Raw genomic sequence first — 23,698 nt, 5'->3', positions numbered from 1 at the left:
GCGGGGTGCCGCCCTGTCCGGGCTTCCGACGGTCGGATCGTGGCGGCCTGCACCCCGCTCGGCACCACCATCCGATGCGACCGCAATAGCGTGAAATCCCTACATTTTCGTTGTCACGACAGCACTTGGTCGATGGGCCGAACAAAAATAAGGCCCGGACGACGGAACTTCGTCGTCCGGGCCTCGTTCTGGCCGTCCAGCCGCGATCAGCCGAGCTGGAACAGCCCCGATGCCGCCTGATTCGTGTTCAGCTTGTCGGGCGTGACGCCGACCAGCGTGACCGATTCCCCTCCGGCATAACGGAGCAGCGTATTGCCGTCCTCCAGCGAGATCATCGGCTGATAGCCCGACTTGGCAAAGGCGCTGAGGTCGAGCAGGTCATGGCCCGCGCCGAAGTCGCGGATCGTGGCACTGGCCCCCAGTGTGACCAGGAACCGGTCGCTGCCGCTGCCGCCCGTCAGCACCATGTCCCGCCGGTCGGCGAGCAGGATGTCGTCGGTCGCGCCGCCGTTGATCCAACCCTTCGAGTCCGAAACCATCACGCCGAAACCGGGCTGGGCCGCGACCCTGGTCGTATCGTAACCGCTGGCCGAGAAGGTCTCGGTCGTCGCGCTGCCGCCCGCAGGCTGGGTCACGCGGCGGACCAGAACACCGCCCGTATAGGTCGAGACCACGTTCGTCCCATCGGCCAGCTTCGCGGTCGCCGACAACGGCGTGCCGGTGGCGGCATCGAGCTGCGTCTCGATCCGGTCGCCATTGGTGCGGACCTGCAACTGGGTCGTCGCTCGCCCCTGCGCATCGCGGTACAGCTCGGTCCGGCCGTCGGCGCCCGTCTGGCTGGTAAAGGACAGGGTGCCGTCGCTGCGATAGCGGAACACCGCCACAGCCTTGCCGTTCGCATCGACCACCTGCCGCTGCTCGGCATAAGGTTGACCCGAGGCATAATATTGGGTGTTCTCGCCCGTACCGTCGGCATGGGTGACGTACTTGGTCGTCAGCGTCCCCGAAGCATCGTACTTCAGCGTCGTCCACTCTCCGGCAGCCGTGACCGTGACGTCGGACACCAGGGTTCCGGCGGCATTGTAATCGCGGGTTCGCTTGGCGCCATCGCTTCCCTTGAAATCGATACGGCTGACCTTGCCACCGGTATAGGTCGTCGCAGTCACGCCATCGGCCTGTTCGGAGATCAGGTTCTGCAACGTGCCGGTGGCCGCGTCATAGTTGCGCGTGTCGCGCGCGCCCGACGTCGCGATCGTGACGTCCGAGGTCTTGCGCCCCTTTCCGTCATAATAGGAGGCATCGATGCCGCCATCGGCGCGACGCTGCTCGGTGTAGCGCAACGATCCATCGGATCCCAGACGCGTCACCCCCACGACCACGCCCTTGGCGTCGACCTTCTGGACCTGGGTCGTGTAATTCTGACCCGTGACATTGTAGACGGTGTTCTCCGAGGTGCCGTCCGCTTGCTGGACGAACAGCATCGTCGGCCGCCCGGTCGCCGCATCGATCAGCGTCGTGCGCCAGGTGTTCGATGCGTCGCGGCTCTGGGACTGGATCTTCGAGCCTGCGCTGTTCAACGTATCCGCCGACCACGACCCGTCGGCGTTGAAGGTTTCGAGCACGATATTGCCCCTCGCCAGCTGGCTGCGACGGCTGACCATCACGCCCTGGTCGAACTGGCTCACGATGACATCGCCCGACGCCGGCCGGTCCAGCTGACGCTTCAGCTTCCCGCTGGCGACGTCATAGTCCTTGACGACCTCGCCACCGTCGGCGGCGATGACGATATCCTGCGTCATCCGGCCGCTCTGGTCGAAGCTGGTCATCTGGCGCCCGCCATTGTCCAGACGCCGGTCGAGATAGGCCAGGCTGTCATCGGCGTTGCGCCGCTCGACCCCGATCACCTTGCCCTGCGTATCCAGCGTCTGATGCTCGCTGACATAGGTCTGGCCGGTGATGCCATAGGCATAATTGTCGCCCGAACCATCGGCCCGCTTGACATAGCGGCGGCTGACATTGCCGTTCGCATCGTAATTCGTCGTGGTCCATGTGTTGGCGGCATCGACCAGCTGCTCGCTCAGCTTCACGCCCTTCGCGTCATATTTGGTCGTCGTGCGTGCCCCATCGGGCGCGACCGTCAACAGCGAGGTCACAATGCCCGACGAGATCGTGGCCGTGGTCGAACCGCCCGCTGCGGGCTTGGTCACGCGCTGGGTTAGCTGGCCATCGGATGCGTAGGTGAGGATCGTCTGGCCGCCATCGGTCGCGGTCATCGTCTCGACCTGCTTGCCGCCCTTGGCGTCATAGGTCGTCACGGTCAGGCCGTTGCCGTCGCGCCGTTCGGTATAGACCGCGCTGCCATCGGCGCGGGTCCGGGTCAGCGCGATCACCTTGCCGGCCGTGCTCGTGACCTGAACCTCGGTCGTCCAGCTCTTGCCCGTGATCCCATAGATCCGCGTCTCGCCGCTGCCATCGGCATAGGCGGCATAGACCGCCGTCACCGCGCCCGTGGCGGTATCATAGGTGGTGGTCGTCTTGTTGCCCGCGGCGTCCACCGCCAGCTGCGACTTGCGCACGCCGTTGGCGTCATAGGCATAGGTGATGCTGGTGCCCGAACCGGCAGGCGCCGCGTCCGTCGAGGTACCGCCATTGGTCGCGGTCTTGTTGCTCTCCACGAGCTGCGGGGTCTGCCCGGTCTGCGAAGCCGCGGACATATCATAGGTCTTGGTCGTGCGGCTGCCGTCCGGCGCGATGATCGTCGTGCTCGTGCGCTGTCCGCTTGCGTTGTAATAGGTCAGCGTATGGCTGCCGTCGCTTCCGGTGATGTCGGTATAGTCATAGGTTCCGTCGGCATGGGTACGCACGACGGACATGACCTTGCCCGCCTTCGAGACGATCTGGACTTCGGTCACATAGCTCTTGCCGGTGATGCCGAAGGTCGTGTTCGTATTGGTGCCGTCGGGGCTGGTGACATAGATTTTCGTCGGCTTGCCCGACACCGGATCGAATAGCCGCGTGGTAAAGGTCGCGTCGGCCGCCACTTCGACGAGGCGGATGCAGATGCCGTTCGAAAACGTCTCCGACTGGCGGCTGCCGTCCGCGCGGACCAGCGTGCGGTCGGTCATCGCGCCGCCGCTATAGGTGATCGTGGTGGTCCCGGCCGACGTCTGGTCGACACGGGTCTTCACATTGCCGCTGGCCGTATCATAGACCAGCGTCGTCCGATCCCCCTTGGCCGAGACGCTGACCTCCTGCTGCCTGACGCCACGGCTGTCGAAGCTGGTCACGACGCTGCTGCCGTCGCCCGGATAACGTTCGGTGCTGACGAAACTGCCATCGGCGCGGATACGCTCGACAAGCGTGACCCGTCCGCCCGCGGCCGTCACCTGGCGCTGGGTGGTCCAGGCCTGGCCGGTGATACCATAGGTGGTGTTCTCGCCGGTGCCGTCCGGCCGTTCGATGAAGACGCGCGTCGCCTTGCCCGCGGCATCCAGGTTCGTCGTCGTCCAGACACCGGCCGTATCGACGCGGACGGTCGTGGTCAGCCTGCCGGTCGAGTCGTAGCTGTCCACTTCGCTGCTCTTGTCGGCGGCATTGATCGTCCGGGTCGACAAGATTCCGTTCTTATAGACGCTGTACGTCGTGGACGACGACGTAACCTCGGACATTGCGGTGGGCTTGCCCGTCGCCACGTCATAGGTGATCGTCGTGCGCAGCCCGCCAGGCGCCAGCGTGGTTACCTGCGCCAGCTTGCCGCCATTATAGGTCCGATCGCTGACCGTCCCGTCGGCCAGTTCGCTGTGGACATTGGCGAGGACACCGGCCGAATAGCCATAATCCACCGTGCCGGTGAGCTTGCCCGCGCTGTCGAAGCTGCGCTCTTCCTTCCAATTGTCTCCGGTCTGCGTGACCTGGAAGGAATAGCTGCCCTTCACCTTGGACAGGACCGAGCCGTAATTGGCGACCATGTACTTCATCGTCGCGTCCGACGCGACCTGCAGCACCGAGGAGCCGGTCAGCGTGACGCTGTTGAGCCCGGTCGACACCGCGAGCTTGTCGATCTGCGCGACAAAGGCTTCCGCCGTCAGGGTCAGGTCGGGTGCGACGCTGGGCTTGACCTCGGTATAGGCGCCCTTGGCGCCGACCTCGACGATCAGCGGCCGATCGCCCATGGCGACGGTGATCGAGCTGACATTCGTATAGGTCGCGATCGGCGTCGTGCCGTTCAGCGGATCATAGACATAGACGGTCTTCTGCACCCCGCCGAGATCGATGGTCATCGAACGCGGCGCGGTCGTCGTTTCGGTCTGGCTGGCGCTGTCCCACATCTTCACGTCGCGCCACAGCACCAGGTCGTAGGCGCCATTGCCCTTGGTCATCGCCATCGAATGCCCATCGGCGGGCATGTCCTTCAGCGTATAGGCGGTCGCGGCGCTGGCCGCCGTGCCGGTCCCGGCATCGGTATAGGCCAGGATGCTGGTCAGGTTGTGCAGGGCAACGGCCGCCTGCTTGGGCGTGCCGTCCGTCTTGAACAGGCCGAAGTTGAATTCCCGCGCCGGACCCGTGGGCTCCAGGCTGCTGTCAAAAAGTTCGTAAAGAAATGTCTTGCTCGAGCCGTTCTCATACGCATGCAGAACCGCGTTCAACGTCAATTTGGCCTGCGCGCTCTCGTTGACGCCCAGACCGGTGTCGCTCTTGAGGGTCGTATAGCCCGTTTCGGTGACGATGACCGGATCGCCCTTGGCCGCGCCCGCCGCGCGCGCCATCGACGCCTCCATGACCTTGTCCGACTGCCACCCCGTCGCGGTATAGGCATGGGCGTTGCCGTAATCGGCATAGGAGCCCAGATTGCCGATGGCGGCATAGGCGGAGCTGCTCTCCAGACCGATCGACAGGTTGATGACCGGAATGCCGGACAGGGCGGAGTCGCCCTTCACGGCGCCGTACAACGCCTTTTGATAGGCCGCCGCAGCCGCCAGATCGCCGCTGCCCTTATAGTTGAACGCCTGAATGTTGACTTCATTCAGCCCTTCGATCGCAAAGATGCTGCCCGCATATTTGCTCTGGAACGCCTTCAGTCCGGCGACATAGTCCGCCATCCCCGCATCGCCCTTGGCAGGCAGATCGGACGACGCCACGAAATCGAACTTGATACCGGCCGCGGCCATCGCGCCGACCGCGGCACCGCCGGTGCCCAGGTTCGTGAAATGATCACGGACCGTGCTGATCCCCAGGTAATTCAGCGCGCTTAGCACCATGCTGGAATTCGCATAGGCACCGTTCGCGCTGCCAGCATGGGCGTTTACGCCCAGCGTCGAAAGAAAGGCAGAAACGGAAGCAGGTTGAGCAGCCACGGGCTTGGAACTCCGATTAGGTTCGGTCCCCAATATCGGAGTCCATCCGTGGCCGAATCTCTAATCGGAATAGCTAAACCAATTTTAAGTAAATTGGATCAGCGACATAACTCATTGCGCAAACGTTACGTCGCAAAGACCAACAAATGATTAATGCTGCGGAAAGCCTGTTCCGGGTCGCTGCCTGCCCTGAACGTATCAAGCCTGGGTTGGTTCAACCCCAGTCGGAATTTCGGGCTGGACCCGGCTCCGGGACAGGCGATTGAAAAAGCGGCGACCAGGAACCTCGACGAACCGATAGGTCAGGGTCGCACAGACAACGACCGTGATCAGGTAGCCCAGGGCGACCAGGTCCATGAGCCAGGATGGGCCGAAATCCATCACCTCGATCCCGCCGATCGCACCGATCAGCGGCACGTGCAACTTCGCCTGTGCCAGACGCACGATGACGAACATCACGGCAAAGATGATGAAGTGCACGAGATAGATCGAATAGGACAATTCCCCCAGCCGCTGCAGCGCCGGTGCACGCATCACACGCGCCACGGCGCCGCCCTCATAGGAGAATAGCAGGATGACCAGGCCGAACACCAGAATATCGAATGAGATGAAGGGCGGCTTGAACCAGAACAACAGAACCATCAGAATGGTCGCGAGTATCTCCGGCCGTGTTCCCTGAAATACGGGATTGTCACGCAGACGCAGATACAGCTCGTATGTCAGATTGCCCGTGAAGAAACCGAACACGCACTGCGCCATGCCCATGCCTTGCACGATGCCCAGTTGCGGGTGGAATATCTCGATATTCAACAACACCAGCCCGGATGCGACAAAGGCCATGGCGCATCCCAGCAGGCGATGACGAGCCCCGGACAGCAGATAGACCAGCAAAAACACGAGATAGGTGTAGAATTCCGTGCTGATCGACCAGCTCGCTGCGTTCCAGCTCAGGTCGGGAAATGGAATGATGGCGTGCAGCAGGAAGATGTTGGCGATCAGCGACGATATGTTGTTCGTACCCTGAAACGCGCCCTCGGCGGCGGAAAACCCGAACTGCATCGCGGCCAGCTTTGCAAGTTCCAGCACGACAAGCACCATCAGCGTGACGAAGTGCAGCGGATATAGACGTCCAAAACGTCGGATCATGAACCGCCAGCCATCCCCCGCATCATGCAGCTTGGATCGATAGGCATGGGTAATGACGAAGCCGCTCAGGACGAAAAAGAACGGCACGGCCAGGTTGCCATGCCGCACCAGCGGAACCGCGTAAAAATATCCGGCCGCCTGGAAATGGAACAGGGCGACGATCAGCGCCGCAATGCCCCGCCACGCGTCCAGCGCATCGAACCTGATCTGTCGTTCCGCCATCCAAAAGCCAACCCCGTTCGTTCCCCATGCGGAACAGTGTAACGGGTTCACAACATGAGCTTCTTTAAGGATTACTCAATAGGCCAACAGGCAAATCTGTCCCATGGCGGTGCCACACGGCGTGTCTGGAGACCAATTTGGCCAAAAAGATTGCCGCAGATTACCGGAACAAAATCATTTGGTCATCAAATCGCGATAAACATCGTCAACTTGGCTCACCATACGGTCCGCGGAATACTCTGCCAGAAAACGTTTGCGACCAATTTCTCCAAATGATGGCAATTGATCTTTATCAAGATTGGTCAGCAGAGTGCGAAGTGCTTGCACGTCACCGGCCGGAAAACTGAAACCATAGCGGCCATGATCCAGAATGTCGTTCAGCCCGCCTGCGTCGGATGCGATCACCGGGCGGCCGAGCCGCATCGCCTCGATCGCGACCAGGCCAAAGCCTTCCCAGCGTGACGGCACGATCACCGCGTCCGCAGCCTTCATTTCGGCCGAGACCCCGTCCCGATCGCGCCAACCGACGAAATCCACGAAATCCAGCGGCGCTCCGAAATCGGTGCCACCGCCGACCACCGGCCGCCCAACCACGCGAACGCTGTACTTCCCGCCCAGCGGACGGATCGCATCGATCAAGAGATCCAGGCCCTTCTGCCGATCGAACCGCCCGACGAACAGCAATTTGATGCGCGGATCGTTCCAAGGCACTGCGGGAACGGGCGGCGGATCGGTCGCGATCGCGTTGGGGATCGTGACCAGCTTGGCCGCCGCCATGCCGACCTCTTCGGCCGATTCGCGTTCATGCTCGGAAATCAGGAGAATTCGGTCGGCACGCAAAGCCAAAAGCCGTTCGACCAGGATGATGCAGCGCCGGACCAGCGGCTTGACCTGCATGTTGAAGGCCCAGCCATGCGGGCAAAAGGCAATGCGGGGCCGACCGAAGATCGGCAGAAGCCGCGTGCAGACACCAGCCCCGAAGGAGTGGGCATGGACGATGTCGGGCCGGAAGCGCCTCAGGCATGCCAGATAGGCGAACAGCAATATCGCCATCCCCGCCAACCGATTGGGTCGATTGAAATAGGCGAAGGCAATGCCGCTGTCGCGCAATCGGGGCTCGACATCGTCACGATGCTGGCGCGGGATCAACAGCATCAATTGCCCCGGCCCGTAACGCTCCGCCTGGGGTGGTAGCAGTTCAGCCAGGTAACTGCCCGTGCCCCCCACGATGCTGTCGCAAACGTGCAGCACCCGGGGTGCCGCGCGCGCAGGACTGTGCTCCGACGCCATGGTGTGGCTCAAACCAGGACCGTACCGACGATCGGCACGCGGTGCTGGTCCAGAACGTCGATCAGCGCACGGGTTGGCCGGACTTGCGTCACGTTCTTGCGCGCGACGATCACCGCCGCGTCGAAGCCATGCAGCGCGTTGGCGATGCTGGCGGCACTGTGCGCCTCGTTCAGCGCGATCGCGACGATGACCTGATCGACCCGCGCATTCCATTCGTCGCGCTGCTCGATCAGCGGGCGACGCTCGACCGGGTCGGCCACGCCGCCCTCGCCGCGCCCCGTCCCGATCACCGTCAGCCCGACCAGCGGCGTCGACTGGACCACCGGCGAATCCGAACAGCCGAACAGTTCGGCGACGCGCGGATGCGCATGGTTGGTGTCGACCACCAGCGTCGACGATCCCATATGCGTCGTCACCACCGCCAGATTGGCGGCCATCACCGCCAGCGCCTCGTTGCAATCGAGACCGATCAGCGCGCAGTAACGGGTGTCGCGCGACACGTCTTCGTAACGCTGGACGATCGAGCTGCGGATGCTGCGGATCGCGACGACATAGGGGTCGTCCATCGTGAAGGCCGCGACCAGCAGGGGATCGATCCCCTGCCCTGTCGCCCGCCCCTGCAGCGCCTCAGCCTCGGCATAGGACTGCGCGGAATTCGCGCTCGAACGGAGCCTCACGCCATTACCTCCCGGTTTGCGGCCCAGCCGCTATTTTGCGTCGACCGCAAGTCGGTCATATCCGCCAGCACGTCCAGATCGAGCGACTGCGACGTGCCCGCCGGTGTGCGCAGCCGCGGCCGGAGCATTTCGGAGCCCAGTGCCGCGGCCAGTCCGGTGCCGGCGCCCAGGATGATGGCGGCGATCAGCCACAGCACCAGATTGGGCTTGGACGGCAGCAGCGGCGGTTCGGCCGGATCGAGGCTGCTAGCATTGGCCCGCGAAATCTCGCTCTGAAGCGTTGCTTCGTTGAAGCGCTGACGCACCGTGTCATAGGTCTGGCGCGCGGCGTCGACGTCACGCTGGAGCACGTTCAGATCGTCCTGCACGCTCGACAAGGCGACCATCCGGGCCTGCTGCTGAGCCAGATCGGAACGAAGCGTGGCTTCGCGCTGCGCCGCTGCCGAACTGGCGGCGGTCAGGGCCTGGGCCTGCACAGATCGTGCATTGCCCAGCTGGCTGCGCAGCGCGGCGAGTTGCGCGTTCGCTGCGACCATGTCCGGGTGGTTCGGGCCCAGCGTCTTGGACAGTTCGGCCACGCGACCGGCCTGGACGCCGATCTCGCGCTGGAGATCCTGAACGATGGTCGACTGCGCGACCTCCGGCTGCGCGGCCGAGCCCGACTTGGAGCGGGCGGCGGCAGCGGCGGCCTGGGCCGCGACGAGCTCGGTCGACAGGCTGCGGGCCTTGTCGGCCTCGAGATCCATGCGGTTCACGCCGACGATGCCATGCTGGCGCTGGAAGTCGGACAGGCGGCGCTGCGCTTGTTCCAGTCGGCTGCGAACCTCTGCGGTCCGGGCGTCATACCATTTGGCATTCTCGCGCGCAGCGACGCTACGCAGCGCCACCTGCTTACCGAGGAACACCTCGGTGATGATGTTCAGCGTCTTGGCCGCTTCCTGAGGGGTGGGTGCCGTATAGCTGAGCTGAATGACATTGCTGCCCTTGTCGGCATCGGCCTTCAGATTGCGGCGAAGAATACCGACCGCACGCTGCATGCGCGATTCCGCCGTGCCTTCCCCCGCCTTGGCGAGGACCGATGGCGGCGCACGACGCGCCACCTCTTCTAGCACGGCACCGCTGCGGATGATGTCGAGCTGGGTCCCGATGATCGTGTCGATCACCGAGGCGGCGGTCTCGCTGGCCTGACGTTCGGTCGTCGGATCGCGCTGGGTCAGATCGATCAGGATCGACGAACTGGCGGTGTAGGCCCGTGGCTGGAGAAAGCCGAGCACCGCGATGAGCGCGAAGACCACGCCGCCCACGACGATCGCCAGTCGGCTGCGATGGCGCAGCGCCATCAAGAGATCGGAAAAACTGGTCATGCCATGGGCCCTCCCTGCTCCAGGAACGCTCGCAGGTCGGAGCGCAGGCCCTGGTCGGCCGGTTGCGGATCAATCCTGCCGCTGTGCAGCAGGAGGTAGAATTGCGGCGCAAGCGCGTCGTCGAACAGATATTGGCCGTCGATGGCGCTGGGCCGCAAGATGGGACGGAGCATGTCGAACGCGGCCTGGACGACCGCCGGGTCAAGCGAGCCGTCGCCGATCGCCAGCGCGGTGATCTCGGCCTGGTCGACCCGCGTGCGCATCGCCGCCGCATAGGCGATCAGCGCGATCACGAAGCGGTGCCCGGTCGGCAGCTGGGCGCATCGCACCAGCAGGTCCACCGTCGTGGCGCTGAGCATTCGCCAGTCCGCAAAGGCCTTGCCGAACCCGATGCGCACGATCTCGCGATCGATCCGGCTCACGCCCGCCTTCTCGGCGGCCAGCGCGCAGTTCAGGCCGAAAAGCCGCAGGTGATAGGGCGAGCCATAGGCCGCCGACGCGACCTCGCTCGCTGCGCCGTCCTCGACCGTCAGCCCCGCCTGCGTGCAGCAGCGCACGAACAGGTCCTTGAGCGACTCCGCGCCGATCCCGCCGACCGGCACCGACACCATGTGGCGGCGCAGCGAGGGATGGCCCTGGATCAGATCCTCGACATTGGCAGCGATGCCGACCGTCACGACCCGCGTCGTGGCGCGCATATCGGTCAGCAGCTTCATCAGCGCCGCGACCTCGGACTTGGTCGCGGCGGACTCCACGCGATCGAACTCGTCGAGCACCAGGATGACCGGCCGACGCACCCGCTCCGCCAGGATGCTGGCCAGCGCACGCGCGTCGAACGGCGCATCGAGCAGCGACGCGATGTCGCCGCGCCGCAATCCGCCGCCGGGAATGGTCGCCAATTCGGTAAGATAGGGTCGATACAGCTCGGAGAAGCTCAGGTCACCGCTGGCGAGATTATAGAGGACCACCGCCCCCTTCTCGTCCGCCAGATCGCCGAACACGCGCGACAGCGACGTCTTGCCCGAGCCGCGCGCGCCGAAGACGATGCCGTGCTTGCCATTTTCGATGACCGCCTCGACCAGCCGGTTCAGCTCTTCGGACCGCCCCGCCAGTCCGGCGCGGCTTTCGACCGGCATGCCGGTGTCGAACGCGGCATGGATCCGCGCACGCGCCGACCCCGACGGAGCGGGCGCAGGCGCGGCGAAGGCCGGGGCGACCGGCACCGGCGACCGCACCGCGCCGTCGACCGGCACGCGGGCCATCGGCCGCTCACCCGCTACTGGGCGCGGCAAGCCGGTGGCCGCTTCCGCCGTGCCCCCCATCAGCCACGCCTTGATCGCGGCCAGCCATGTCTTGAACCCCATCTACGCCACTCCCAACGCCATTACCGGGTTCCACGGCCCCAGGATCAGAACCATTTTTCCTTGATGACCAGCACGTCCTCGGGCTGGACCACGTCGTCGAGCGTCGCCTTGGGCAGGACCTTGCCGCCGCGGCGCACTTCGATCCGCTTGGTCGAGCCCGCCAGTGTCGGGCCGCCGGCCAGCGCCAGGGCCTGACGGAAGGTCATGCCCGGCTGGACCGGGAAGCCGCCGCCCTTCTCGACCTGGCCATAGACATAGACCTGCTCGGCGACCGGCACGAACAGCGTGTCGCCCGGCTGGACCAGCCGCGCCGCGCCACCGCTGACATCGGCCAGCGAGATGCGCTCGGGCTGGCCGCCCATCGGGGTCAGGATCACCGTATTGGCCCCGTCCGCGCGCGGACCGCCCGCACGTGCGACCATCGCCGCCACCGTATAGGGGCGATCGAGCGGATACAGGCCCGCTTGCCCGACCGAGCCGAGCACCGTCGCGCTCTTGCTGGCATAGTTGGTGACTTCGATGTTGATCGACGGACGGCTGAGATAGCCGCCGCGCAGATAGGCCTCGCTCAGCTGCTGGGCGAGTTGCGCGGTGGTCCGCCCGGCCGCCTGGATATTGCCCAGGAACGGCGCGGTGATCGTGCCGTCGGCGCGGATGCGGGTCTTGAGCGACATATTGTCCTGCCCGAAGACCTTCATCTCGATCTCGTCGTCCGGGCCCAGCACATAGGCGCTGGCGGCGGTATCGACCGGGCGCACGCCCGGGGTCGGCAGCGGGGCCGTCCGCACGGGGGCGGGCGCGACACCCTGCTGGGCCGACGCCATGCCCGGCGTCAGCACGACCATGGCCAGCAATAGCTTATGCTTACGGCGCATTTTTCGTCCTCATGCTATTCGCGCGATATCCGGCCGGTCTTGGAAGACCGATCAGAAACGATAGGAAACTCCGGCAACAAGGCGGGTGAAGTGATATTCGTTCACACCCGTATCCGTGTTGCGATTGCTATACTGCCCGTCCAGGTTCAGGTTCAGACGCTCGCCGAGCTGGCGTGTCACGCCCAGCGAGTAGGACTGAAAATCGTCCTTCGCGAAGGGCGAGGCAATGACGAGCGGGTCGCCCCGAAAGTTGCGATGCCCCAATATGGCACCGGCCCGAAAGCGCGTCCGCTCGGCGAAGCGCAGCTCGCTCGCCAGCTGGACATCGGTCTGCACGGCGAAACCGGCCGGGACCAGCGAGTCGTTGACGATCCGGCGCTCCGTCTCGACCGAGAAGGAGGCGGCGGGAACCGGCTTGAGTTCGAGCTTGGCGTCCCAGCCCGGCCCGCGATAGGGCCGCACATTCGCCCCGCGCGACGTCACGTCGAGATAGCTGAGGTCCAGGTCCAGCGTCACACGGCTGACCACCGCGCGGTGGAAGGTCACCCCGACCTGCTCGGCCCGGTTAGTGACGTTGATCGTCGGACGCTCGCTGTTCAAATGGCGATAATAGAGCACCGCCTGACCGATGCTCGGGCGGCTATAGCCGATGCCGCCGAGCAACGAGACGCTGCGCAGGTCGGCAAAGTCGAAGGCCGTGCTGTTCGTCGTCGTCCGGCGGCTGATATCCGCCACGGGATAGAAGCCGACGGTGCGCGGGCAGCTGACGCGAAGCGACAGATTGCTGACCGTCTGGAAATTGTCGCGCGCCGCGTTGATGTCGCCATAGTCCGATTGCTGCCGCAGGATGCGCGCATCGGGCTGGATCTGGCACACGCCCGCGACCCGGAACGTCCCGCTGCCATGCAGGTCGGCGCGACCCCGGCTTCGATCCGGGTTCAGCGTGAAGAAGCTATAGGCCAGATCGGCATCGACCCGCACGTCGTTCAACCCGACCTGCCGCCAATATACGCCGCGCACGCCCGGCGTCAGGATGAAGTCGTCCACCGACGGCGTCCGCCTCGAATTGGTGCGGAAGATATTGTCGTCATAGGCCGCTTCGGCCGAGGTGGTTAACGACAGGCCGGGATCGGCGACGACCGGCCGCGCGACCGGCAGGACCGGCACCAGGGGAACGCCCAGCCGCTCGTCCTGCGCATGGGCGGCACCGCCGACGCACCATAAGGCGATCGCGGCAAATCCCATGCAGACAGGCCGTGATGGCAGCCGCAAAATGTCACCGCTTTGCAGCATCCTGCTCGTGCCCTCGTTACGTTTACCCAACCAACAACGACCTGCGGTGCCCTTTCCCCTATCACCGGTCAAGCCCGAGCACTGTCCCAAAAGGGGCGGTTTTGTTGCAACGCGGCAAAAATGGGACAGGTCGAAATTATCTCCTCGACAGGGAACCAAATCGATTTTCTGGATAACCGCAAAATCCCGGTGAATCCGGCATTAACCAGTGGACTTAACCAAGCTGCATCATGCGCGGCCTACAAGGTGATGAAACCTAGCAAGGCTTTGTCATGCGTGCCCATTTTGCTCTGCTCCTCCTTCCCCTGATGGCCGCATGCGGCGGCGGGGGCGGTTCCACGTCATCGGGCGCGGTGAGCGTGGTCACGGGCCCGACACCGACGCCGACACCCACCGCCACCCCGACGCCGACCGGCTCCGCCTCGGCGGACGCCACCGCGCTGGCCAGCGATCCGGGCGCCACTGCCATCATCTTCGGTGCCGGGGACCTGTCCGCCCGGTCGACGCCCTATGAGATCGGCGTGGCGACCCATTTCGCCTATGCCAGCAAGTCCGGCTATGACGCGGCCACCACCACCCAGTGGATGAAGGCGGCCAATGTCACCGCGTTTCGCGACGACATCTTCTGGAACGACTTCGCGCCCGACTGGGACGTCAACGGTTCGCACCTGGCGCCCGCGATCAGCGGCTTCCTGAAGCAGACCAGCGCGCGGCCGATGTTCATCCTGACCAACGGCAATCCCTTCATCCCCGAAAGCTGGCCGCCGATCAGCGCCGCCGGTCGCGCCGCCTTCGTCGCCTTCGCCAAGCGCGCCGTCGCGGCGACGGCGGGTCGCAATGCGATGTACGAGATCTGGAACGAGTGGAACGTCACCGCCGCGCCCGACAAGCCGATGCTGATGACCGCGGGCGAGGAAGGCGATGTCCGCGCCGCACGCTATTATGCGGCGCTGGCCAGCGACACCGTCGCCGCGATCAAGGACAGCACGCCCGATACCAAGGTGATCGTCGGCGCGGGCGGCAGCGACCCCAGCTGGGACTGGATCGCCGATGCGGTCGCACGCGGCGCGGCCAAACGGGCGGACGGGGTGTCGGTCCACCTCTACAACCAGTGCGAACGCACCGACCTGCGCACCGCGACGGCGGCGATCGCGCGTCTTTATCAGCTTCAGACCCGTCTGGCATCCGTCACCGGCGGGCAGACGCCGCCCATCTACATCTCCGAATGGGGCTGGCCGGGCGGATCGCTGTCCTGTTCGGTGGCCAGTTCGGTCGTCGCGACCAGCGTGCCGCAATTCCTGCTCCACACTGCCGCCCTGCCCTGGGTCGCGGGAAGCTGGATCTACGAACTGAAGGACTCGGGCACCAACGCCAACGATCTGGAGCATCATTTCGGGCTGTACGACGCGGCGGGCAACGCCAAGCCCGCGCTGTGCGGTTTCAGCGAAGCGGCGCAGATCGTCCGCAACGCCACCGCCATGTCGGTGCAACAGGTCGGATCGGGCCTGACCGTGGTGCGCGCGGCGACGCCGCAGGGGCTTCAGGTCATTGCGTGGAGCAGCCTGGCCGGACGGACCGGCCGCCTGACCGTGGGCGGCACCGCGGCCTATACCACGCGCACGCTCTGCCAGTCGGCGACGGCGGGGACGGCCGACCGCACCGTCACGGTCGGCGAGATGCCGGTCGTCATCGACGTACCCGGCGTCAGCCGACTGGGGGTCAACGCCCGGCTGCTCTGACCCGCGGCCCCGCGCTCCTGAGCGATCAGGCTGCGCGGGCCGGTTGCGCGGCGATGTGTTCCAGCGCCGCCATGATCTGTCGGCCCAGCCGGTCATAGTCGAAACGGTCGGCCGAACGGATCGTGCTTTCGCGCAGCGCCGCCATTTTTTCGGGGTAGCGCAGCACATCGGTGATCGCCGCGCGCCACAGCGCCTCGTCGCCCGGCGGCACCAGCATTCCGTTCTCGCCCGGCTGGATCAGCTCGGGCAGGCCGCCCTTGTCGCTGCCCATCACCGGCAGGCCGTTGGCCAGAGCCTGGATCACCACGCCGGGCGAATTCTCCGCCCAGAGCGACGGCGTGATCAGCAGGTCGCTGGTCGCCATGATGTCCGACACCTCCTGCTGCGGCACATGGCCCTTCAGCTCCAGCCAGTCGTGATGGCCATATTGCTCGCGCAGGCGCGGTTCCTCGGGGCCCTTGCCCAGCACGGTCAGATGGAAATCGAAATCCTTCGACAGCGTGTCGAGGATGCCGAGCAGGAAGTTGATTCCCTTGGTTTCCTCCAGGCGCCCGACGAAGAGCAGCCGGGTCCTGGCCTGCGGCGAATGGCGCACCGTCGGGGCCGGATAGCGGTTAGGGTTAAGGATATGGAACTTCGGGTAATCGTCGATCGGCAACAGCTCGGCCACCCGGTCGAGATTGGCCTGAGACGGCGAGATGAAGCCCAGGCGGGGCAGCTGGCGCAGATAGCCCATCTTCACCTTCGCGCTGAACTTGCACGTCCCGCATTGCCCGGCGCATTCGTCGATGCCGCGGAACATCGTCGTCCGGACGCAGGCCAGCGCCAGATCATGCAGCGTGATCGCAGTCGGGATGCCGTGCCGGGCAATGACCTTCAGCCCGTTATAGCCCAGCCCTTGAATCCAGTGGATATGGATGAAGTCGGGCTTGAACTCGGCGATCACCCGGTCGAACACCGCCTCGTTGCGGGGATCGAGAATGTCCTGCATGTGCCAGATCGGCTTCTTCCAGCCCGGTTGCTGGTTGGTCGCGGCGACCGGATAGAGGTGCGGCGTGCTGACGCGATAGACCTTGTAGCCGTCCTTGTCCGCGCCCCATTGCTCGTCCGCCGGGGTCGGCGCGGCGGTCAGCACCGCCGCCTCATGCCCGTTGGCGACGAACCAGTCGGTCAGGTTCTGCGCGCACATCTCCGCGCCGCCGATGACGAAAGGGGTGTAGAAGGCCGTGATGCTCAGGATACGCATGGGGTAATCCTCTGGAAAGTCGGCGGGCGAGGCGAAGGCGTCAGCCGCGCGTGATGATCCGGGCGGGAATGCCCACGGCGGTGGCGCGGGCGGGCACATCGGTCAGGACGACCGCATTCGCGCCGATCACCGCGCCCTCGCCCAGCGTGATCGCACCGACCAGCACCGATCCGGCCGACAGATAGCTGCCCCGCCCGATCACCGCCTGGCTGGGCGCTTCGGGCCCGCGCGCGCCGATGGTGACGTTCTGAAGGATCGCGACATCCTCGCCGATGGTGCAGACGCCCACCACGATGCCATAGGGGTGCGGGATATAGAGCCCGTCGCCCACCGTCGCACCGATCGCGATCTCCGCACCGAAGCGGCGGCAGGTCCACCACCACCAGACCCGGCGCAGCGGCCGCCCGGCGACCGGGATCCGCACGATCAGATCCTGGATGCGGCGCGCCAGCACGAACTGGAACCCCTGGGTCAGCAGCACCATGCGAACCGCAAAGGCGAATGACGGCCGCGTCTGCTCGAAATGGGCATAGCGGTGAAGGTCGCGGCAGACCGATCGTAGAAATCCGTTCACCTTGATCCTCTTGATGGCATCGACGTGGAGACAACGCCGCTGCGTAGCGGGTTGGATCGAAAGGGTATAGCGGTCGCGACCGGGGCAGGCTGTACCATTTTGCGGCGCAGCATGGCGAAGTCGGGCTGAAACGCACCGTCACGGACGGGCGTGCCGAAAATTTCGCTGTCCTACATGAAAATTGGAACATAACTGGAACAACCATGGAGCGGACGATCCCGTCCGCTCCGATGGGAGAGTCTTTGCATGGCCGATCCACGCAGCATCATCGACACGGTGAACAGCCCCTCGCGCGCGCCCTTCCCCGTCACGCCCAGCGATACCCAGCCCCTGCCGCAGATTCCCAAGGGCATTTACGTCGGCGTCGGCGGCGACGTGACGCTTCGCGGGATCGATGGCGCGGTCGACGTCACCTATCGCAATCTGCCCGACGCCAGCTACATCGCGGTGCACGCCGCCTATGTCCGCGCCACCGGCACCACCGCCGCCAACCTGATTGCGGAGGCCTGAGCGATGGGATATGCCTCTGGCAGCATCGGGGTCGGCCTGTCGCGGCTGGCCCGCCTGAATGTCAGCCCCGACCGGCGGTTGACCAAGCAACTGACTGCGCTCGGCGACAGCCGGGTGGCGATCATCTATCTCGACTTCGGCCGCCGCAACCGCTGCGCGCGGTCGCCGATCAACTGGGCCAATGCGCTGCTTGGCCACAATATGACGATCGGGGATACGTTCGGCGTCAGCGGCGACCGGACCGACCAGATGCTGGCGCGGCTGCCCGCCGCGATCGCGACCGGCGCGGGGCTGCTCTATGTGCAGGGCGGTATCAACAATATCGGCCAAGTCGCGACGGGATTTACCTATAATCACGCGGTCACCGGCGAGACGGTGACGATCGACACGGTCGCCGCCGTCACGATGCGGGACCTGAGGCTGATCGCCGATACCGCCTGCGCCGCTGGAATGACCGTGGTCCTGGAAAATGAGGTCGGCGGATCGAGCCTGACCAGCGGAGAGAAGATCGCGGCGCTGGTCCAGCTGCGCCACCTGATCGCCGACTATGCCGAACGGACGCCCGGCATCCATGTCCATGACGCCTATCCCGTGGTGATGCAGGCCGGGGCGACGACGCCGACCTTTCGCTCGGGCTATTCCTATGACGGCATCCATATGAATGCGCGCGGGGCCTATTGGCACGGCAAGAGCCTGGCGGCGCTGCTCGCGCGGATCGTGCCCCCGCGCCCGGTGCTGTCGAGCGGGGTAATCGACACGCCCGCCAATGGCCGTCGCCAGATCCTGACCAACCATCTGTTCACCACGACGACCGGCGGGACGGCGGGCAACGGAGTGACGGGCGATGCGCCCTTGGGCTGGACCGCCGCGATGAGCAACGGCGGCGGCTCGGCCAGCTTGTCGAACGTCGCCAATCCCGACGGCATCGGCAACGGAGTCCAAGCGGCGATCAGCTTTGGCGGCGCGGGCAATTTCCGGCTGGAGCAGACCTTGCCCGGCACGGTCGGCGGGCAATATCACGCCAATCTGCGGCCGGGCGACGAACTGGAGGGCTTCGCGCTCGTCGAACTGGTCACCGCTCCCGCATCGCTCCAGTCGATCACCCTGGAACTGGCGGGGGCCAGCATGGGCTCCAACGGCACGGCCTTCGGATCGCAGGACATGAGCAATCCGAACGGCGCCAATGATCAGGGGATCAACGACCCCGCGCTGATGACCCTGCGCACCCGCCCCGCCATCGTCCCGGCGTCGAGCGGCCCCTATCCCTATCTGATCGCGACGCTTCGCGTCTCCGCGCTGGCGGCGGGCAATGCGACAGTGATCGTCCGGCAGATGGGGCTTCGCCGCCGGGTGACGGCGGCCTAGACCGCCTTCAGCGCGCGCAGCAGGGCATCGGCGCTGGCATCCCAGCTGAACTGTCGACTGCGCGCGCTGACTTTGCCGGCCAGATCGGCATGCACGGCATCGTCGCGCAGCATCGTCTGCATCGCCGTCGCGATCGCTTCGACCGACTTCGGATCGCAATAGAGCGCGGCGTCGCCGCACACCTCGCGCACCGGGGGAATGTCGCCCGCGATCACCGGGCGGCCGAACCGCATCGCCTCCAGCGGCGGGATGCCGAACCCTTCGTAAAGGCTGGGAAAGACCAGCGCCCGCGCCGAGCGATAAAGGCTCATGAGCGCCGCATCGCTGATCCGGCCGGGCAGCACGACGCCCTCGGGCGGCACGTCGCCCAGCCCGTTCTGCGCGAAGGACCGCACCGCCGCACCGACCAGCACCAGCCGATCCTCGGGCCGCCGGATCCGCGCGAACGCCTCCAGCGCGCGCGGCAGGTTCTTGTTGGGCGCGAAGGATCCGACAAACAGCAGATAGCGGCCACGCTCGACGTCGAGCGCGTTCAGCACCGTGTCGTCGGGGGCGATCGCATCAATATGATCGGCGGCATTGGGGATGACCGGGATGGCGTCCGCCGGAACCTTGAGCACCGCCGACAATCTGTCACGCGAGAACATCGAAACCGTCCCAAGATGGGATCGACGGGACAGAAGGCGCCCCAAACTCTGGTGAAGCAGCCGGTAGGGGCGCGAAAAATTGCCCGGCATGTCATAGACAAGCGCGTCGTGAATGACGGTCAGCGACCGGCGCGGCAGGACCGGCCCCGAATTGCACAGATTGACCAGCACCCCGTCCCGCGCGGCGCCTGGCAGCGTCGCCTGCTCCCAGAAATGGCCACCCCGGCTTCCGACGTTTTTTGCCGCGAAACCAGTCCATTGCACAGGCTTTTCAACCCCAGGCGGCAGGAGGAGCGTCCACCGTGCGGGCTCCGCGCCCGAAACGATCCGCGCATGGACGCGGTCCAGCACCATGAAGGCGAAGCGTTCGACCCCGGTCATCGTCCGGCCGAGGAACCGGCCGTTCACGTAGATCTTCGTCATGACTTGGTTCCATTTGATACGACCCGGACCGGGTTTTCAGAGAGCTGTCGGTACCCCGTGCTCATAATCTGTTGAACGGTCGTAACAGCTATGTTGCAGGTGCGAAAGCAGATTGCTGGCCCGGATGAACCGGGCTAGCCATCACATGCCTGGACAGCGGCGGAGCGTCCTTATGCCGGCTATGGGAAATCAGAATACGATGAGTTTCGCGACAGCGCTGACGGATGAAATGTCGCTCGCCGGGGCTATCCACCGGCGGAACGTCCGCATCCGGCTGTATGTCGCGCTGATGATGATCGACGTGATCGCGATCAGCCTGGGCTTTCTGGTGGCCAGCCTGTTCCGCGACGGCCAGTGGCTGTCGTTCAGCGGCATCGACCTGGCCTATCCGATCCTGCCCATCTACCTGATCATCGCGTTCAACAGCGAGGCCTATGGCCGCGACGCCCTGACCAGCGGGACGATCTCGCTGCGCCGGTCGCTGACGCCGCTGGCGATCACCTTCTTCGCGGCGATGACGCTGATCTTCTTCTTCAAGGCCGGGCCCGAACTGTCGCGCGTCGCGCTGGCGATCGGCATGGCGAGCAGCGCGGTCTTCATGGCGGCGATGCGCATGACGCTGGTCATCATGGTCCGCCCGACCGCCGCGCCGAAGCTGGTTGCCGAACTGCTGATCGTCGACGACAAGACGCGTGAGGAATGGTCCGAGCCGCAGCTGTGCGACACCGTCTTCTCCAAGGAGGCGGGGGTCGAGCCCGATCTCGAAAACCCCTATATGCTCCACCGTCTGGCCGAGCTGCTGGCGAAATATGAGCGCGTGGTCGTCCGCTGCGCCCCCAATCGCCAGCATGACTGGGCGCTGCTGCTGCGCGGCGCGGCGGTGGACGGCGAGATCCTGATCCCCGGCTTCGGCTCGCTCGGCGTGCTCGGGCTGACTGATTTCAAGGGGCGCCAGACCTTGGTCGTGGCGCAGGGGCCGCTCAGCTACCGCGACATGTTCAAGAAGCGCATGCTCGATCTGCTGATCACCGTGCCGCTGGTCATCGCGCTGACCCCGATGCTGCTGCTGATCGCGCTGGCAGTGAAGCTCGACTCGCCGGGTCCCGTGCTGTTCCGCCAGGAACGGATCGGGCGCGGCAACCGCATCTTCCACATCCTGAAATTCCGTTCGATGCGGGTCGAGAGCAGCGATGCCAAGGGCAACACCTCGGCCTCGCGCGACGACAAGCGGATCACCCGCGTCGGCGGCTTCATCCGTAAGACGAGCATCGACGAGCTGCCGCAGCTGCTGAACGTCCTGCTGGGCGACATGAGCCTGGTCGGCCCGCGTCCGCACGCGCTGGGCTCGCTCGCCGGGGACCAGCTGTTCTGGGAGGTCGACCGCCAATATTGGCAGCGTCACGCGCTGAAGCCCGGCATCACCGGACTGGCGCAGGTGCGCGGCTTCCGGGGCGCGACGCACCGCGACGTCGACCTGAAGAACCGCCTGCGCGCCGATCTGGAATATCTGCACGGCTGGAGCCTGGCACGGGACATCTCGATCCTGTTCCGCACGGCCGCGGTTCTGGTGCACAAGAACGCCTATTGACGGGAAAGCCGGTCGCGCCGGGGGGCGCCGTTGGACAACGAGGGAGACACCACGTGAAACGACGATCATCCCCCGCATCGCTGCTTCGGCTTGGCGGCCGTGTGCTGGCCTGTGCCACCCTGCTGGTCGGGACCCAGTCCGCCTGCTCGGGACAGGCGGCGGGCACGCTGCCCGACGGCCCGCTGACCAGACGCGCCACGCCGCTGATCGTCGGGGTGGGCGTGCATTTCGGGATCGGCGGCCAATTCGGCTATGAGCCCGCCCCCACCGCCAGGGCGATCGACGAGCTGGGCGTCGCCTCGTTCCGCGACGACATCCCCTGGGTCGCCTTCAAGCAGAAGGGGCTGGCGGTTCCCGGTGACATCTCGCCCCGGCAACAGGCGATGGTCGCCGCCACCCGCGCGCGGCCACTGTGGATCCTCACCTATACCCACCCCGCCGTCGATGGCGGCAAGGCGCCGGTATCCGATACGGCGCGGCGTGCCTTTGCCGCCTTCAACCAGGACGCGGTGCGCGTCACCGAAGCGCGCCAGCCGCTTTACGAAATCTGGAACGAGTGGAATCTGAACGCCGCGCCCGAGCGCGGGATGCTGCGCGGGGCGGGCACCGCCGACGATCCGCGTTCGGGCATCAACTATGCCCGGCTCGCCAATCAGGCCACGCGCGCGATCCGCGCGGTCGATCCCAAGGCCATGATCCTGGTCGGCGCGGCGGGCGAGGACAAGGGCTGGGCCTGGGTCCGCTCGGTCGCCGCCAATGGCGGGCTGGCCGGGGCCAGCGCGCTGTCGGTCCATTATTACAACCAGTGCGAGCCGGTGGCGAAGCGGACCGGCGCCGATGCGATCGGCCAGATCGAGGCGCTGCACCGCGCGCTGCCGACGACCGACGGCCATGCGCTGCCCATTTATGTCACCGAGCTGGGCTGGCCGACCACCACGGGCGGCCCCTGCGGCGATATCGCGCCCGAGCGCGCGGCGGACAACGTCGCGCAATTCCTGCTATGGTCGGCCGCGACGCCGTGGATGGGCGGCGTCTGGGTCTATCAGCTGAAGGATCAGGGACGGCGTCCGAGCGAGATGGAGGATAATTTCGGCCTCTACACCTATGATTATCGCCCGAAGCCCGCCGCCTGTGCGGTGCGCGAGGCGACGGCGCTGGCGTCGGCGGGCAAGGCCTGGCGGGTGGACCGGTCGCAGCCGGGCATCACCGCCCTGCGCGTCGACGGGGCGGAGGGTTCGAAGATGATCGTCTGGACCGACGCGCCGGACGATCGGCTCGTGCTGAAATTCTCGGGGTCGGTGCGCTATCGCCCGATCTGCGGGCAAGCTGGGCAGGGCGCGGCGGTGCCGGTCGGCTATCGCCCGGTCGTGATCGCACTCGGCGCGGCGAAGGCGACCGCGCCGCGCTTCGAACGGCAATAGCTCAGCTGAGCAGCAGATCGGCGAGCGAGACCATCATCGTGCCGCCGACGAAGGTCATCGCGACGAACAGCGCGAGACGGGCGCGGGGCGACCATTTTTCCTCGACCGATTCGCCACGGCCGGCGATCGGCATGATTCGGACCTGGGCATGCGACACGGGCGACGGCGCCCCCGTCAGCGCATGGACATTGTCGGCCAGCGCCGAGCCGACGCTGCCCGCAGGCAGCGGGCGGAGGAAACAGGCACCATATGCCCCGTCATTCTTCCATTTTACCCGCGCTTCACGCAGGCCGATGCCGGGAATGCCGATCATCACGGTCTGGTTGACCGAAAGCTCTACCGAGCCGTCGATCCGACAGCCCTCGCGATGGAGGTTCGAGATCAGGATGGGCAGCGAATCGCCGTCGTCGGCGACACGGACGGTGCCTTCGCGCTGGATCGGCACGCGGACTTCCTCGCGACGCTCGGTCGGGTCCTGCCACGCGATATTCTCGGGGATGCCCACGCTATCTCTTCCTCACGCTCACCGCCCCGTCGACGGTCCGTTGCGCGTATAGGACGAAATTCGTTTCCAAATGCTTTAAATCGGCACTGACATTG

At 65.6% G+C, this 23,698-nt stretch carries 17 protein-coding genes; 5 read left to right on the top strand and 12 right to left on the bottom strand.

The genetic code is table 11. The features are described from left to right. Positions 1 to 206 precede the first annotated feature (206 nt). From ACFX59_RS06785 to ACFX59_RS06750, 8 genes are all read right to left on the bottom strand, one after another. The gene (locus tag ACFX59_RS06785) at positions 207 to 5,258 is read right to left on the bottom strand and encodes a hypothetical protein (RefSeq protein ID WP_387430880.1); all 5,052 of its coding nucleotides are present in this window, start codon (positions 5,256 to 5,258) and stop codon (positions 207 to 209) included. Positions 5,259 to 5,552: 294 nt separating this feature from the next. Next, a complete protein-coding gene (locus ACFX59_RS06780) occupies positions 5,553 to 6,722 on the bottom strand; it encodes an acyltransferase family protein (RefSeq protein WP_387430878.1) in 1,170 nt (389 codons plus the stop codon). A 174-nt stretch (positions 6,723 to 6,896) separates the two neighbouring features. Continuing rightward, positions 6,897 to 8,012: a glycosyltransferase gene (locus ACFX59_RS06775; protein WP_387430875.1), complete on the bottom strand. Its 1,116-nt coding sequence runs from the start codon at positions 8,010 to 8,012 to the stop codon at positions 6,897 to 6,899. A gap of 8 nt (positions 8,013 to 8,020) precedes the next feature. Continuing rightward, complete coding sequence (locus tag ACFX59_RS06770) at positions 8,021 to 8,689, bottom strand: hypothetical protein (protein ID WP_307099059.1); 669 nt, start codon at positions 8,687 to 8,689, stop codon at positions 8,021 to 8,023. Then, positions 8,686 to 10,053, bottom strand: coding sequence for a GNVR domain-containing protein (locus ACFX59_RS06765; RefSeq protein ID WP_307099061.1), 1,368 nt, complete (start codon positions 10,051 to 10,053; stop codon positions 8,686 to 8,688). Before ACFX59_RS06765 ends, ACFX59_RS06770 begins: the two co-directional genes overlap by 4 nt. Beyond that, positions 10,050 to 11,417, bottom strand: coding sequence for an ATP-binding protein (locus ACFX59_RS06760; RefSeq protein WP_387430872.1), 1,368 nt, complete (start codon positions 11,415 to 11,417; stop codon positions 10,050 to 10,052). The genes ACFX59_RS06765 and ACFX59_RS06760 overlap by 4 nt, the downstream gene beginning before the upstream one ends. Before the next feature lie 44 nt (positions 11,418 to 11,461). Continuing rightward, the gene (locus ACFX59_RS06755; protein WP_307099065.1) at positions 11,462 to 12,292 is read right to left on the bottom strand and encodes a polysaccharide biosynthesis/export family protein; all 831 of its coding nucleotides are present in this window, start codon (positions 12,290 to 12,292) and stop codon (positions 11,462 to 11,464) included. 51 nt (positions 12,293 to 12,343) lie between these two features. Further along, a complete protein-coding gene (locus ACFX59_RS06750; RefSeq protein WP_309702380.1) occupies positions 12,344 to 13,537 on the bottom strand; it encodes a hypothetical protein in 1,194 nt (397 codons plus the stop codon). A 320-nt stretch (positions 13,538 to 13,857) separates the two neighbouring features. On the opposite strand from ACFX59_RS06750, the gene ACFX59_RS06745 reads away from it, so the two are divergent. Continuing rightward, complete coding sequence (locus ACFX59_RS06745) at positions 13,858 to 15,324, top strand: hypothetical protein (RefSeq protein ID WP_387430869.1); 1,467 nt, start codon at positions 13,858 to 13,860, stop codon at positions 15,322 to 15,324. 25 nt (positions 15,325 to 15,349) lie between these two features. On the opposite strand, the gene ACFX59_RS06740 is transcribed toward ACFX59_RS06745, so the two are convergent. Continuing rightward, the gene (locus ACFX59_RS06740) at positions 15,350 to 16,570 is read right to left on the bottom strand and encodes a glycosyltransferase family 4 protein (protein WP_387430866.1); all 1,221 of its coding nucleotides are present in this window, start codon (positions 16,568 to 16,570) and stop codon (positions 15,350 to 15,352) included. A 40-nt stretch (positions 16,571 to 16,610) separates the two neighbouring features. After that, on the bottom strand, positions 16,611 to 17,144 hold the full coding sequence (locus tag ACFX59_RS06735; protein WP_309695769.1) for a serine acetyltransferase: 534 nt from the start codon (positions 17,142 to 17,144) through the stop codon (positions 16,611 to 16,613). Positions 17,145 to 17,390: 246 nt separating this feature from the next. Between ACFX59_RS06735 and ACFX59_RS06730 the strand changes: the two genes are divergently transcribed. Both ACFX59_RS06730 and ACFX59_RS06725 read left to right on the top strand, forming a co-directional pair. Beyond that, positions 17,391 to 17,654 (top strand): hypothetical protein, encoded by a 264-nt coding sequence (locus ACFX59_RS06730; RefSeq protein ID WP_387430863.1) that lies wholly within the window; start codon positions 17,391 to 17,393, stop codon positions 17,652 to 17,654. Positions 17,655 to 17,657: 3 nt separating this feature from the next. After that, positions 17,658 to 19,019, top strand: a complete 1,362-nt coding sequence (locus tag ACFX59_RS06725) for an SGNH/GDSL hydrolase family protein (RefSeq protein WP_387430860.1) — start codon at positions 17,658 to 17,660, stop codon at positions 19,017 to 19,019. Here the strand turns inward: ACFX59_RS06725 and ACFX59_RS06720 are convergent. Beyond that, positions 19,016 to 20,089, bottom strand: coding sequence for a glycosyltransferase family 4 protein (locus ACFX59_RS06720; protein WP_387430857.1), 1,074 nt, complete (start codon positions 20,087 to 20,089; stop codon positions 19,016 to 19,018). The two genes, ACFX59_RS06725 and ACFX59_RS06720, sit on opposite strands and share 4 nt — an antisense overlap. Positions 20,090 to 20,288: 199 nt before the next feature. On the opposite strand from ACFX59_RS06720, the gene ACFX59_RS06715 reads away from it, so the two are divergent. After that, the gene (locus ACFX59_RS06715) at positions 20,289 to 21,677 is read left to right on the top strand and encodes an exopolysaccharide biosynthesis polyprenyl glycosylphosphotransferase (RefSeq protein WP_309695775.1); all 1,389 of its coding nucleotides are present in this window, start codon (positions 20,289 to 20,291) and stop codon (positions 21,675 to 21,677) included. A 53-nt stretch (positions 21,678 to 21,730) separates the two neighbouring features. Then, positions 21,731 to 23,098 (top strand): cellulase family glycosylhydrolase, encoded by a 1,368-nt coding sequence (locus ACFX59_RS06710; protein ID WP_387430853.1) that lies wholly within the window; start codon positions 21,731 to 21,733, stop codon positions 23,096 to 23,098. A gap of 1 nt (position 23,099) precedes the next feature. Here the strand turns inward: ACFX59_RS06710 and ACFX59_RS06705 are convergent, their stop codons facing one another. Further along, positions 23,100 to 23,603, bottom strand: a complete 504-nt coding sequence (locus ACFX59_RS06705) for a hypothetical protein (RefSeq protein WP_387430851.1) — start codon at positions 23,601 to 23,603, stop codon at positions 23,100 to 23,102. Between the last annotated feature and the right edge of the window lie 95 nt (positions 23,604 to 23,698).

The organism is Sphingomonas sp. NCPPB 2930 (assembly GCF_042867205.1).
Taxonomy (GTDB): Bacteria; Pseudomonadota; Alphaproteobacteria; order Sphingomonadales; family Sphingomonadaceae; genus Sphingomonas.
The sequence above is the reverse complement of the archived record's forward strand: the minus strand, read 5'-3'. Positions and strand labels throughout refer to the sequence as shown.